Origin of the sequence: Herbiconiux sp., from assembly GCF_004297105.1 — a bacterium.
In the GTDB taxonomy this organism is placed as follows: Bacteria; Actinomycetota; Actinomycetes; order Actinomycetales; family Microbacteriaceae; genus Herbiconiux.
In genome coordinates, this window is sequence record NZ_SCVE01000012.1 from 702,381 (window position 1) to 715,316 (window position 12,936).

Annotated in this window: 12 protein-coding genes; 6 read left to right on the forward strand and 6 right to left on the reverse strand. The window is 69.0% G+C overall.

The window, feature by feature from the left end:
- Nucleotides 1–18: 18 nt before the first annotated feature.
- Both EPO52_RS09735 and idi read right to left on the reverse strand, forming a co-directional pair.
- The gene (locus tag EPO52_RS09735) at nucleotides 19–1,449 is read right to left on the reverse strand and encodes an alanine--tRNA ligase-related protein (protein WP_290805343.1); all 1,431 of its coding nucleotides are present in this window, start codon (nucleotides 1,447–1,449) and stop codon (nucleotides 19–21) included.
- Between the two features lie 69 nt (nucleotides 1,450–1,518).
- Entirely contained in the window at nucleotides 1,519–2,040 is a 522-nt protein-coding gene (idi, locus tag EPO52_RS09740; RefSeq protein ID WP_290805346.1) for an isopentenyl-diphosphate Delta-isomerase, read from the reverse strand.
- Between the two features lie 63 nt (nucleotides 2,041–2,103).
- Between idi and EPO52_RS09745 the strand changes: the two genes are divergently transcribed.
- Genes EPO52_RS09745 through EPO52_RS09770 form a run of 6 tightly spaced genes read left to right on the forward strand, consistent with a single transcriptional unit; the run spans nucleotide 2,104 to nucleotide 7,521 of the window.
- Nucleotides 2,104–3,174 (forward strand): polyprenyl synthetase family protein, encoded by a 1,071-nt coding sequence (locus EPO52_RS09745; RefSeq protein WP_290805349.1) that lies wholly within the window; start codon nucleotides 2,104–2,106, stop codon nucleotides 3,172–3,174.
- Entirely contained in the window at nucleotides 3,171–4,145 is a 975-nt protein-coding gene (locus EPO52_RS09750; RefSeq protein WP_290805352.1) for a squalene/phytoene synthase family protein, read from the forward strand. The genes EPO52_RS09745 and EPO52_RS09750 overlap by 4 nt, the downstream gene beginning before the upstream one ends.
- Nucleotides 4,142–5,911: a phytoene desaturase family protein gene (crtI, locus tag EPO52_RS09755; RefSeq protein ID WP_290805355.1), complete on the forward strand. Its 1,770-nt coding sequence runs from the start codon at nucleotides 4,142–4,144 to the stop codon at nucleotides 5,909–5,911. The genes EPO52_RS09750 and crtI overlap by 4 nt, the downstream gene beginning before the upstream one ends.
- A 10-nt stretch (nucleotides 5,912–5,921) precedes the next feature.
- Nucleotides 5,922–6,251, forward strand: coding sequence for a lycopene cyclase domain-containing protein (locus tag EPO52_RS09760; protein ID WP_290805358.1), 330 nt, complete (start codon nucleotides 5,922–5,924; stop codon nucleotides 6,249–6,251).
- Nucleotides 6,248–6,631, forward strand: coding sequence for a lycopene cyclase domain-containing protein (locus tag EPO52_RS09765; RefSeq protein ID WP_290805360.1), 384 nt, complete (start codon nucleotides 6,248–6,250; stop codon nucleotides 6,629–6,631). The genes EPO52_RS09760 and EPO52_RS09765 overlap by 4 nt, the downstream gene beginning before the upstream one ends.
- Nucleotides 6,628–7,521, forward strand: coding sequence for a prenyltransferase (locus tag EPO52_RS09770; RefSeq protein ID WP_290805363.1), 894 nt, complete (start codon nucleotides 6,628–6,630; stop codon nucleotides 7,519–7,521). The genes EPO52_RS09765 and EPO52_RS09770 overlap by 4 nt, the downstream gene beginning before the upstream one ends.
- Nucleotides 7,522–7,584: 63 nt before the next feature.
- Here EPO52_RS09770 and EPO52_RS09775 read toward each other — a convergent pair whose 3' ends face one another.
- The 4 genes from EPO52_RS09775 to EPO52_RS09790 form a co-directional block, all read right to left on the reverse strand.
- Nucleotides 7,585–8,976 (reverse strand): DUF2252 domain-containing protein, encoded by a 1,392-nt coding sequence (locus tag EPO52_RS09775; protein WP_290805366.1) that lies wholly within the window; start codon nucleotides 8,974–8,976, stop codon nucleotides 7,585–7,587.
- Between the two features lie 135 nt (nucleotides 8,977–9,111).
- Nucleotides 9,112–10,692, reverse strand: a complete 1,581-nt coding sequence (locus EPO52_RS09780) for a chaplin family protein (RefSeq protein ID WP_290805369.1) — start codon at nucleotides 10,690–10,692, stop codon at nucleotides 9,112–9,114.
- Between the two features lie 103 nt (nucleotides 10,693–10,795).
- Nucleotides 10,796–11,905: a hypothetical protein gene (locus tag EPO52_RS09785; protein WP_290805371.1), complete on the reverse strand. Its 1,110-nt coding sequence runs from the start codon at nucleotides 11,903–11,905 to the stop codon at nucleotides 10,796–10,798.
- 246 nt (nucleotides 11,906–12,151) lie between these two features.
- Nucleotides 12,152–12,601 carry a hypothetical protein gene (locus tag EPO52_RS09790; protein ID WP_290805374.1) on the reverse strand — a complete coding sequence of 150 codons (450 nt, stop codon included), beginning with the start codon at nucleotides 12,599–12,601 and terminating at the stop codon, nucleotides 12,152–12,154.
- Between the last annotated feature and the right edge of the window lie 335 nt (nucleotides 12,602–12,936).

Below are 12,936 nucleotides of genomic sequence, written 5' to 3' on the forward strand. Positions count from 1 at the left end.
ACTCGCGATGAGGGTGGGTCAGGCCGGGGCGCCGCCCGGCAGGCCGGCCGCGCCGAGCCGGGTCGCTCCGCGCGAGCGGGCGCGCTGCTCCTCGAGCGCCTCGGCGAAGGACGCCTCCCAGTCGGGCGCCACGTCGATGCCGAGCCGGTACGCCTCCTCCACCGAGAGCTCCTTGGGGAAGCCGTGGGTGTCCGACAAGCGGAACACGTCGACGCCCGTGAGCGTCTGGCCCTCGTAGAGCGCCAGCGCCGCGAGCCCGCCCTCGAGCGTGCGGCGGAAGGAGTTCTCCTCCTTCACGAGCACCGCGATGACCTCGTCGCGCGAGGCCGCGACCTCGGGGTAGTCCGAGGCGTAGAGGTCGGCGATCACCGGCACGACGCCGGCGAAGAAGTTCTCCGAGATGCCGAGTGACAGGGCGAGACGGATGGCGCGGCGCAACAGGCGCCGCATCACGTAGCCCTGCTCCTTGTTCGAGGGCCGGACGCCGTCGACGGCCAGGAAGGTCGCCCCGCGGAGGTGGTCGGCGATGATGCGCATCGACGCCGTCTCGTCTTCGTAGGTGCGACCGCTGAGCGTCTGCAGGGTCTCGATGATGGGCCACAGGAGAGAGATGCGGAACACGTCATCCGACCCGACCGAGGCCGCGGCGATGCGCTCGAGGCCGCCGCCGAAGTCGACGTTGCGCCGAGCGAGCTCCTCGAACGAGCCGTCGTCGAGGCGGCGGTACTGCATGAACACCTGGTTGCCGATCTCCATGAACTGGCCGCCGTCGCTGGCCGGGTGCGCGAGGCCGTATGAGGCGTCCTGCTTGTCGGGACCGAAGTCGTAGAAGACCTCGCTGTCGGGACCGCACGGATCGCCGATCGGCGTGCCCTCGAGCGAACCGCCGCGCGACCACCAGTTCTCCCCGCCGTCGTAGAAGAAGATGCGCTCGCCGGGCTTCACGCCGCGCGCGTCGCCATCCGCCTGCGAGCCGATCTCGGCGATGCCGTTTGAGATGCCGCGCTCACCGAACACGGTGGCCCAGATCGAGGCGGCCTCGTCGTCGCGCGGGATGCCGTTGGCGGCGTCACCGATGAAGCAGGTGACGTAGATCTTCGAGGGGTCGAGTCCGACGACATCCACCAGGAAGGTGAAGAACTGCCGGATCTGCGTCTCCTTGAAGTAATCGCCCAGCGACCAGTTGCCGAGCATCTCGAAGAAGGTGGTGTGCCGGTTGTCGCCCACGTCGTCGATGTCCTGCGCGCGCACGCACGGCTGGCTGTCGGTGAGGCGCTTGCCGGCCGGATGCTCGTCTCCCAGCAGATAGGGGAGCAGCGACTGCATGCCGCTGCCGTTGAACAGGGTGCTCGTGTCGCCGCGGGGCACGAGAGGCGCCCGGTCGATGACCGTGTGGCCGTTCTTCTCGAGGAAGGCGAGGTAGGAGTTGCGGATCTCGTGGGCGTCCATGCCATCAGCATGCCAGAGCCCATCCGGCCCGCGCACCCCACAGCCGGAATGGCAGAACCGCAGCGGGGGTCAGAGGGGGAGTTGGGGGAGTTGGAGGGCCAGCCACGGGCTGAACGCCCATGGCGTGAGGGAGACCGCGAGCTGCAGCTCGGGGGTCTCCGCCCAGCGCCACTCCGCCACCTCATCCGGGTTCGCCGACAACGGCCCGGCGGCCCGCGCCGTGAACACCGGACAGATCTCGTTCTCCACGATCCCGGATGCGTCGATCGCCAGATAGCGGAAGTCGGGCAGCACGAGCTCCAACGACTCGAGCTCGAGACCGAGTTCGTCGCGCGCGCGCCGGCGTACGGCATCCGTCATCTCCTCCCCGGGTGCGGGGTGGCCGCAGAAGGAGTTGGTCCAGACGCCGGGCCAGGTGAGTTTGCCGAGGGCCCGCCGCGTCACGAGCACGCGGCCCGCCTCGTCGAACACGTGGCACGAGAACGCGAGGTGCAGGGGCGTGTCGTCGGTGTGCACGGACTTCTTGTCGGCCACACCGATCGGAGCTCCCTCGTCGGAGAGCAGGATCACCTGTTCGATCGTGCCGGTCATTTACCTATTGTCCTTTATTACTCGTTAAACGTACATTTCGACGAGACCATGTAAGTTTGACGCGTGGACACGCACGATCTGGTCGCGGTGTCGGAGCGCCGGCAGAAGCACGTCGAGCGAGTGCTGGCGGCGTTCTTCAGTGACTCCCACTATCGGGCCAAAGCGCTCGGAGCACCATACGAGCGGCTCTGGGAGACGCTCGAGCGAAACGCATCCGGGGGCAAGCGCTTCCGCCCGCGCATGGTCATGGCCGCGTACGAGTCCCTCGGCGGCACCGATCACGACGCGGCCGCCCACATCGGCGCCGCCTTCGAGCTGCTGCACACGGCGCTGATCGTGCACGACGACGTGATCGACCGCGACTTCGTGCGGCGCGGCGGCCCGAACGTGTCGGGTCGCTATCGCGACATCGCCACCACCGCGGGCATCCCGCTCCCCGTTGCCGAGCACCGGGGGATGTCGGTGGCCATCATCGCCGGCGACCTCGCCCTCTTCAACTCCTACCGTCTCATCGACCGCTCCGGTGTCGACGGCCTGCTGCGCACCCGGCTGCACGACATCCTCGACGAGGCCATGTTCGTGTCCGCCGCCGGCGAGCTGTACGACGTCGACTTCTCGATCCGCTCCGACCCGCCCACCGTCGACGAGATCGTGGAGATGGAGCGGCTGAAGACCGCGGGGTACTCGTTCGAAGGCCCTCTGGTGGCGGGCTCCGTGCTCGCGGGCGCCGAACCGGCCGCCGTGGACGCCCTCGCGACCTTCGGCCGTGACATCGGCATCGCCTACCAGATCGTCGACGACCTGCTCGGAGTGTTCGGCGACGAGAGCGACACCGGAAAGACCACGCTCGGCGACCTGCGCGAAGGCAAGCGAACCGTGCTGCTGGCCCACGCCACCGCGCAGCCCGAGTGGGCCGAGGTGAGCGGCTTGTTCGGCTCGCCCGACCTCACCGAGGCGGATGCCGCCCGCATCCGCTCGGTGCTCGAGTCGGCGGGCTCGCGACGCTTCGCCGAAGCTCTCGCCCGCGATTTCGCGAACCGCGCCTGGGAGGCGCTCGTGAACGACTCCCTGCCGGACTCGGTGCGGGAGGAGTTCCGCCCCATCGTGGCGTCGGTGCTCGGCCGGGTGCGATGAGTACCACCGTACGGACCCCCACGCCGCCCAGCCTCTACGACCAGGTGGCGCTCGAGACCGCCTCGGTGGTCATCCGCCGCTACTCCACCTCGTTCGGGCTGGCCTCACGCCTGCTGGCCCAGCCGATCCGTCAGCATGTCGAGAACATCTATGCCCTCGTGCGCCTGGCCGATGAGGTGGTCGACGGCGTCGCCGCATCCGCATCGCTCAGCGATGGCGAGATCACAGAGCGCATCGACGCCCTCGAACGCGAGACCGTCACCGCGATGCAGTGCGGCTACAGCACCAACCTCGTGGTGCACGCGTTCGGCTACACCGCGCGGCGCGTGGGCATCGGTGAAGAGCTCACCGCTCCGTTCTTCCGTTCCATGCGTTCCGACATCCTCGAGACCGAGCACACTCAGGAGTCGTTCGACGACTACGTCTACGGATCGGCCGAAGTCGTGGGCCTCATGTGCCTCGCCGCCTTCCTCGAGGGCGAGCCGGTGGGCGACACCGAGCGTGCCGGCCTCACCCGGGGTGCGCGCCACCTCGGTGCGGCCTTCCAGAAGATCAACTTCCTGCGTGACCTCGCGGCCGACTTCGGTACGCTCGGCCGCAGCTACTTCCCGGGCATCGACGTGTCGACCTTCACCGAGGCGGAGAAGCGGCGCATCCTCGATGACATCGACGACGATCTGCGCATCGCGCGCGCGAGCCTCCCCGGCCTCCCGCGCACCTGCCGCCGGGCCGTCGCCCTCGCCCAGGGCCTGTTCGAAGAGCTCACGGAGCGGCTGAGAGCCACCCCGGCGTCGGTGCTCGCCACGGCGCGCATCCGCGTTCCGAACCCGGTGAAGGCCAGAATAGCTGCAGGGGCCGCGGTCGGCCGGTTGCCTCGTGCGAGGCAGCCCCGGGCGAACGCCACTGCAACCGCCGGGGCGTTCGGGGCGTTCGGCGCCCGCGATGATAACGAGGGAGACGGAACCGCGTGACGGATCAAGGCAAGAGGGCGATCGTCATCGGAGCCGGGATCAGCGGACTCGCGAGCGCCGCCCTGCTAGCACGCGACGGCTACACGGTGACCGTGCTCGAGAAGAACGAGCGCGTCGGCGGCCGGGCCGGCGTGTGGGAGAGTGACGGCTTCCGCTTCGACACCGGGCCCTCGTGGTACCTCATGCCCGAGGTGTTCGACCACTTCTTCCGCCTGCTCGGCACGAGCGCGGCCGAGCAGCTCGATCTGGTGAAGCTCGAGCCCGGCTATCGCGTGTACAGCGAGGGCGAGTTCGAGCCGATCGACCTGGCGTCGAACCGCGACGACAACCTCGAACTCTTCGAATCGATCGAGCCCGGATCCGGGGTCCGGATGGCGGGCTACCTCGACTCCGCGGCGGAGACCTACGAGCTCGCCAAGGAGTACTTCCTGTACTCGACCTTCGAGAAGGTCACGCCCCTCCTGGCGGGCCCGGTGCTGAAGCGTCTGCCGCGCCTCACGCGTCTCCTGACCGAACCGCTGGCCGGGTTCGCGGCGCGCACCGTCAAGGATCCGCGGCTCGTGCAGGTGCTCGGCTACCCGGCCGTCTTCCTCGGTACGTCGCCATATTCCGCTCCGAGCATGTATCACCTCATGAGCCATCTCGACCTGGATGAGGGTGTGCTCTACCCCATGGGCGGGATGGCCGCGGTGATCGAGGCAATCGAGCGCCTGGCGCTCGCGGAGGGCGTCGAGATCGTCACCTCCGCCGAGGTCGTGCGGATCGTGACGGAGGTGGAGGGGGCATCCGTCGTGGTCCCCGAGCCCGAGGACGTGTACGACTACGAGACCACCGAGTTCGACACGAATGTGATCGACCGCGACGAGCTCAGGCGCGTTCTGGCCGGAGAGGCGTCGACTGCGGCGGTGCCCCCGGAGCCGATCGTGGAGGCGCCGGCCACGAAGCCCCAGGTGGGCGGCGTGCACTACACGGATGCGGGTGGCCACGCCCACTCGCTCGATGCCGACCTCGTGGTCTCCACCGCCGACCTGTGGCACAGCGAGACGAGCCTGCTGCTGCCGGAGTTGCAGACCTACCCCGAGCGCTACTGGCAGAAGAAGGTCGCGGGCCCTAGCGCGCTGCTGATCATGCTCGGCGTGCGCGGTGAACTGCCCGAGCTCGAGCACCATACGCTGTTCTTCACGAAGGACTGGAAGACGAACTTCGAGGCGATCTTCGGGTCGAACCCGTCTGTTCCCGATCCCGCCTCGATCTACGTCTGCCGGCCGAGCGCGACCGACGACGGCGTGGCACCCGCGGGTCACGAGAACCTCTTCGTGCTGGTGCCGATCCCTGCCGATCCCTCGATCGGCGCCGGCGGGATCGACGGCGCGGGCGACGAGCGCATCGAGCAGCTCGCCGACACGGTCATCGCCCAGATCGCCGACTGGGCCGGCATCCCGGATCTCGCTTCGCGCATCGTCGTGCGGCGCACGGTGGGACCGGCCGACTTCGCCGCCGACCTCAACTCGTGGATGGGCACCGCCCTCGGCCCCGCGCACACTCTGCGGCAGAGCGCCATGTTCCGCGCCCGCAATCGCAGCACGAAGGTCGACGGACTCTACTTCGCGGGCGGGTCGACCACTCCGGGCATCGGCTTGCCGATGTGCCTCATCAGCGCCGAGCTCGTGATCAAGCGGCTGCACGGCGACACCACCACGACCGCGCTGCCCGAGCCGCTCGCGCCCCGGCCGCGCGCGGTGGGCGACGCCGACGGCTCTCGCTGAACCGGGCCGCATGGGCATCCTGTACCTCGCCGCACTGCTGGTCTCGCTCGGCGGGATGGTGGTGCTCGACCGCCGCTTCCGGCTGTTCTTCTTCGATGCACCTCGGCGCGCCGCGATCGTTCTCGTGTGCGGGGTGCTGTTCTTTCTGGTGTGGGATGTCGCGGGCATCGGCTTGGGCATCTTCTTCCGGGGTGAGACCTCGTTCATGACCGGCATCCTCGTGGGGCCCGAGCTGCCGCTGGAGGAGATCTTCTTCCTCACCCTGCTCTGCTACCTCACGATGAACGTGTTCCGGGGGGCGCAGCGACTGCTGCAGTGGCGGGCCGGAGGCGCGTCGTGACCTACTGGGGGTTGAATGGGGCGTTCCTCGCGGTGGTCGTCATCGTGGGCGTGACGGCTCTGGTTGTCGCTCGGCGTCGGGCCCGAGCAGGCCGGCAGGTCGGCAGGGCGAACGGGCGAGCGGATGCGTGGGTGGCCGGCGCCATCGGCATGACTCTGGGAATCGTGCTCATCCTCACCGCGATCTTCGACAACGTGATGATCGCCATCGGCCTCGTGGGCTACGACGAGGGCAAGATCTCGGGGGCCTTCGTCGGTATCGCCCCGCTGGAGGACTTCGCCTACGCGCTCGCAGCCGTGTTCCTGCTGCCCTCGCTCTGGGTGCTGCTGGGAGCCCGGGGCGGCCGCGGCGCCCGGCCGTCGACGGGAGGTCGATCGTGATCCGCACGCTCCTGCTCTCCTCGCGCCCGCTCTCCTGGGTCAACACCGCCTTCCCGTTCGCGGCGGGCTACCTCATGACCACGCGCGAGATCGACCTCGTGTTCGTGCTCGGCACGCTCTACTTCCTGATCCCCTACAACCTCGCCATGTACGGCATCAACGACGTGTTCGACTACGAATCGGATCTGCGCAACCCGCGCAAGGGCGGCGTCGAGGGCGCCGTGCTCGACCGCTCGCTGCACCGCATCACCCTCTGGGCCGTCGTGATCACGAATGTGCCGTTCCTGGTCTTCCTCGTGCTGGTGGGCTCGCCGCTCTCCTGGCTCGTGCTGGCCGTGAGCGTGTTCGCGGTGATCGCGTACAGCGCGCCGGGCCTGCGGTTCAAGGAGCGTCCGTTCGTGGATTCGCTGACCTCGAGCACCCACTTCGTGAGCCCGGCGGTCTACGGCCTGGTGCTCGCCGGCGCGGTGTTCACGCCGGGCCTCTTCGCCCTGCTCGGCGCCTTCTTCCTCTGGGGCGTGGCGAGCCACGCGTTCGGTGCGGTGCAGGACATCGTGGCCGATCGCGAGGGCGGCATCGGCTCGATCGCCACGGTGATCGGGGGAGCGGCCACGGTGCGCTTCGCGTTCGGCGCCTATCTGCTGGCGGGGGTGCTGCTGCTCCTCACCCCGTGGCCGGGGCCTCTGGCGGCGCTGCTGACGCTGCCGTATGCCGCGAGCATCCTGCCGTTCTGGTCGGTTCGGGATGAGGATGCGGAGCGCGCCAACGCAGGCTGGCGCCGTTTCCTGCTGCTCAACTTCGTGAGCGGATTCCTGGTGACCCTGCTGCTCATTTGGACCTGGCTGCTCACACCCGGGTACTGGATGCTGGTGCCTGCGGCCTCCCTCTGAGTTGCCACAAGGTGTGGCAACTCGACGCGGGAGCCCATAACGACGAGCAAGTCGGCGGCGCGACTACGCCGAGACCGACCTCGAGGCGTCTCTGTAGGCCTCGTAGTCGCTGAGGGAGACGTCGGCGTAGTCGATCGACCACTCCACCACTGCGCGGTCGACCGCGCGTGAGGTGCCGAGATAGCCGGCGATCACCGGGGCATCGAGGCTCTGCGCGTGGGCGCGGGCCAGCACGGTGCCACAGGCGACGACATAGCTGCGGAAGTCTTTCTCGCGCAGCGTCGACGGGTCGATGGACCCCTTCATGTCGCGGAACTGGCGTACATAGAAGTCATGACCGCCGAACTGCAGATGGCCGAGGAAGGAGTCGGAGACGGCCTGCAGGGTGCGCTGGCTGGCCACGACCCGGTGGCCCTCCGACTCGTAGCGGAACGGTGAGCTCGCGGCCCCGAAGCTCTGCAGCACAGAGGTCTGCGCCTCCTTCACCTGCAGCACGAGGGGCTCGCCCGAGGGGCCCTCGAGGATGAGGATGAAGCACCGTGTGCCGACACTGCCGACTCCCACGACGCGACGCGCGACATCCGTGAGGGTGAACTGCGAGAGGAGCAGCGCGATGTCAGCGGGTACCGTCGACCGGTACTGCTCGAACAGCTCCTCGATCTCGGACTCGATCGAGGTGGCGAGGTGGGTGAGCACGGGAGGGTCTTCGACGATGAGCAGGGTGCCGTCGTCGGCCCGGGTGGTGATCTTCTCGACATAGGCGCGCGACGTGCGCTTTCGGGCCTGGCGGGTGGCCCGGTCGAGCACCTTCTGGGCGCTGGAGTCGAGGTCGGTACGGGCCCGATCGGTGTCGATGCGGGAGTAGTACCGCTCGAGCGCATCGAGCTTCATCATGTCGCGGAGGCCGACGCGGTAGGCGGCCGCACTGGCGAGAGCGGCTCGCCGCACCGCCTTCTCATCTGCCCCGGCATCGCGGGCACCGATCACCACGCTGGCCACGAGCCGCTTGAGGTCCCACTCCCAGGGCGCGGGAGCCGACTCGTCGAAGTCGTTGAGGTCGAAAACCAGCGAGCGCTGGGGCGAGGCGAACAGGCCGAAGTTGGAGATGTGCGCATCGCCGCAGGCCACCACGGAGATGCCGGTGTCGACTCCGCGCGCGAGGTCGGCGGCCATGATGCCGGCGGTGCCGCGATAGAAGGCGAATGGGCTGGCGAGCATGCGCTCGCGGCGCAGGGGCACGAGCTCGGGGAGGCGGGTGGCGTCTTGGGTGTCGAGGATGCCGAGTGGGTCGCGCTCAGGGGCGGTTCCGGATGTCGCGTCCGCGGCCATGGCGGAGAACTCGCGGTGCGCCTCGCGAGGCACACCGGCGCGGAGCTCGCGGCCGTGGGCCATCGCTTCGGCCAGGCTGAGGTGCTGCGTGCGGTCGTTCTGGAGTCGACTGAGGTGGGTGGGCATCCGGGTCCTTCTGTCGCGGGGGTGTGCGCAAGGCTATCGCTCCGCGGCCCCGGAAGGTTTCGGGCATGCTGAAGCGGGGCGACCCCGGGTGGGGCTGCCCCGCTCAGCGGTGGACTGCCGGTGCGTGCGCCGCCGCTACTCCTTGGTGGGAAGTGCCGTGGTTCGGCGGCTGCGGGCGATGAGTCCGATTCCGAAGAGGAGCATCAGGGCGATGCCGGCGATCAGGGGGAGGGGGTTTCCCTGCCCGGTGAGGGCGAGACTGCCGTTACCGGTTCCCGTGCCGGTGCTAGTGCCGGTAATGCTGGCGGTGGTGAAGCCGGCCGGTGTCGAGGTGCCCGGGGTCACCGGGGTGCTCGGCGTGGTCGGGGTGCCGGGGTCGGTCGGCGTTCCCGGGTCGGTCGGGTCCGTGGGGTCGGTCGGGTCCGTGGGATCCGTGGGATCGGTCGGGTCCGTCGGATCGACCGGGGTGACGGTGGAGGTTGTGGTGGTGCAGTCGCCGATCAGGCAGACCGCGTTTCCTCCGACCGTGACAGGCAGGTCCAGGATCGGGATGATCTGGTTGCCGCCACCGATCGATCCGCCGCCGTTCGTGGCGGGGCCACCTGCGCTGCCACCGGTCTCGGTGACGATGGTGGAGCCGGTGGTGTCGGCGTCGCCGACCCCGCTGATCGCGTTGCCACCCACGGTGACAGGAAGAACCACACCGGGGATGAGCTGGTTGCCGCCGGCGATGCTGTCGCCTCCGGTGGTGGTCGCCCCGGTTCCGCCGGTGCCGGTGCCGTTGCCGGTGGTGGTGGTGACGTCGGAGTCGGTGGATGTGGCGTCGCCGATCACGGAGATGCCGTTGCCTCCGACGGTGACGGGGGCCGTCACGGGGAGGGCGACCTGGTTTCCGCCGGCGACGCTGTCGTCTCCGGTGGTGGTCGCCCCGGTTCCGGTGGTGCCGGTGCCGTTGCCGGTGGTGGTGGTGACGTCGGAGTCGGTGGATGTGGCGTCGCCGATCACGGAGATGCCGTTGCCTCCGACGGTGATCGGGGCGGTGACCTCAGGGAGCACCTGGTTGCCGCCCGCGACGCTGTCGTCGCCGGTGGTGGTGGGCGCGGTGCCCGTCGTCGGCGCGGTGCCGGAGCCGGTCGTCGTCTCGGTGGTGGAGCCATCCGAGACGCTGTCGCCGATGACCGAGATGGCGTTGCCACCGACCGTCACGGGAACGGACACGTCGATCGGCGCCTGGGTGCCGCCGAGGATGCTGTCCTCGCCACTGGTGACCGGAGCCGCCGGCGCGTCTGCCGCAGGGGCGGGGTCAGCGGGGGCGGGCTCGGTGCCGGCGGCCGAGTCGGTGGACTCGGAATCGCCCACGACACTGATCGCGTTGCCGGACACGGTGACCGGCACGCTCACGTCGACGATCGCCTGGGTGCCTCCGAGCACGGAATCGACACCCGAGGTCGACACCTCGACCGGTGCCGGAGCAGGCTCCGGGGCCGGGGCAGGCGCGGTCTCGGTGGTCGAACCAGCGGTGCTGGCGTCGCCGAGACCGGCGACCGCGTTGCCCGACAGGTCGATCGGGAGGTTCACCTGCACGATGGCCTGGTTCCCGCCTCCGACGCTGTCACCACCGGAGGTGTCTGCCGCCTGGGCGACACCGGCACCGAGCGCGCACAGGCCCCCGGTGATGAGGACTGTCCACAGCCCTCGCGAAACGAATTTGTTCATGATGTACAACTCTCCAAACGAATGAGTAAGTAACCACGCGGTGCAGATCGCACGGCGAGGAAGAGCCCGTCTGCCGCGAACACACGCGCGGCGAGGGCCTCACTCAGTCAGGAGAGGTGTCGGTCTCGAAGACCGGGGACGACGGCAGATCGTCGTCGACAGAAGAAGCAGAGCCGGTCAGCGCGGCGGCGGCGAAGAACACCGAACCCCCCACATCCGAGGCGGCAGAGACCCCGCCGCCCGAACCCGACGCTCCTCCGGCAGCACCGGTGGAGCCGGATGCCGGCGTTCCACCGCCGGCAGGCCCGAACGGGCCACCGGGCGCAAAAGGCGCCCCGGCCGGAGTGCCGGGCGAGAACCCGGATGCAGCCGTGGAGATGCCGGCAGAACCGCCGCCGGTCGCCGAGGAGTCGCCCGCGAACCGCCCGCCGGATGCGGCGGGAACTGAGGGCGGAACATCCGCGGTCACGGTCGGCACAGTGCCGCCGGATGCGGTTGCGAGGGCGGCCACGAGGCCACCGGACGACCCGCCGGGGACGACCCCGCCAGGAAGCTCGATCCCCGGGAATCCGGGTTCTCCGGCGCCTCCGCCGGCCTGAACGACCGGACCTGTGACCGCCCCGACGACGGGGGAGACGACGCCGTCGACGACCCCGCCGAGCGTCGTGTCGACCGCGTGGCCGAGGGGGTCGGTGAGGGTTCCCACAGGAGCGCCGCCGACGATGCCGGGCACGACCGGAAGTGCCGCGACCACACCGTCGGCCGCGTCGGCCACAGGGGTCACGACGGAGCTGACCGGATCGGATGCGACGACATCCGAGACCGTGTCGACGACGTCGGGCACCACGTCCACGACCTCGGCGACCGGCTCGGACACCGGTTCCGGAAGAACGTCGACCACGGGAGCCACGACCTGCTCGACCGCCGGGGTCACGACCTGTTCTGAGACCCCCGAGACCACATCCGACGCCCCGCCGGTGACTGACCCAAGCGAGTCGCCGACACCCCCGACGACCTGTCCCACACCGCCGAGCAGACCCCCGAGGGGTGGCGTGGAATCATCCGCGTGCGCCGCAGCCCCGCCGAGGAAGGCCGACGCGAGCAACCAGCCGGCCGTGACCCCCACCACGCCCAGACCGATCCGGATCAGGCGTGAAGAAGGATGCGGCGACACCGCGGCCGCCGGGACGCCGTCCTGAATCGACTCCTCCATCACCATCACCTCCTCGCCTGTCTCGAGCGCTCACGGCCCGATTGCTCGATCCGTCCACGGCACGACCGGACGCACTTCGCGTCAGATTGTCTCCACCCCACTCTTCAACACCTGTATCGGTCAACCCTCCACCCCCGTTCGTGGGCCGAATACCGCAGTGATCTCAGTAGTGCCTAGGTAGTCGGCTAAGTAGTTTCCATGCAGGCGCACAAAAAGCGGGAGCCACCCCGAAGGGCGGCTCCCGCGTCATCCGAGGGGTCGCCAGTGAGCAAATCTCCCACGCAGGTCGTCCCGAATGGCACCGGTTGCGGCGATGACGTCGACACCACCGGGATAGGGGTGGTAGATCCAGCTGAGCGTCTCGTCGACTATGACGACGTCCGCCTCTTCTTCTGCGCAATGCGCCAGCAAAGGGGTGAGCGATTCGACAGATGGATACCAAGCAACCCAGAAGGAGTCGGCGCCACTGTCTTCGCCCGTTGCGGCGTCCGAGAGGACGCGAGCCCGGCGCCAGAAGGACGCATTGGGGATGATGCTTGGAGCCTCGCCTGCGCCCAAGTCGGGTGGATCCCAGTCGCAGGCGATCAGGGTGAGGGGCGTGCGGGTGGTGCTGTTCGTGAGACACAAGAGGAGTGCGCGATGACGCGCCAAAAGCTCCGACCACTCATGAGAATTGTCGGCGTAGCGCTTCGCCAAAGGGAGACTGTGGAATCGAGACCATCGGTCGGGAAATGCGTGTCGAAGCTGGTGACCGATCGGCTCGATGCCGGGCCAATTCAAGTCCCATGCGGACGCAAGGCTGAGCAGCAGTGCGCTCTCGTTGTGACTCGTCACCCCGCATCTCCAGGACAGGTCACCGCGGCCACACGTAGAGGCCTGCAATAGCCAGCAGCGCCAACCATCCACACACCATGGCGGCCCGCTGCACAATTCGCAATGCCGGATTGGGGCGCAGATAGGGTGCTACGAACACCAACGCCAGACTGAGAGTTGCAATGCCGATCAACAGAGGTGCGACCCCTGGGCCCCCG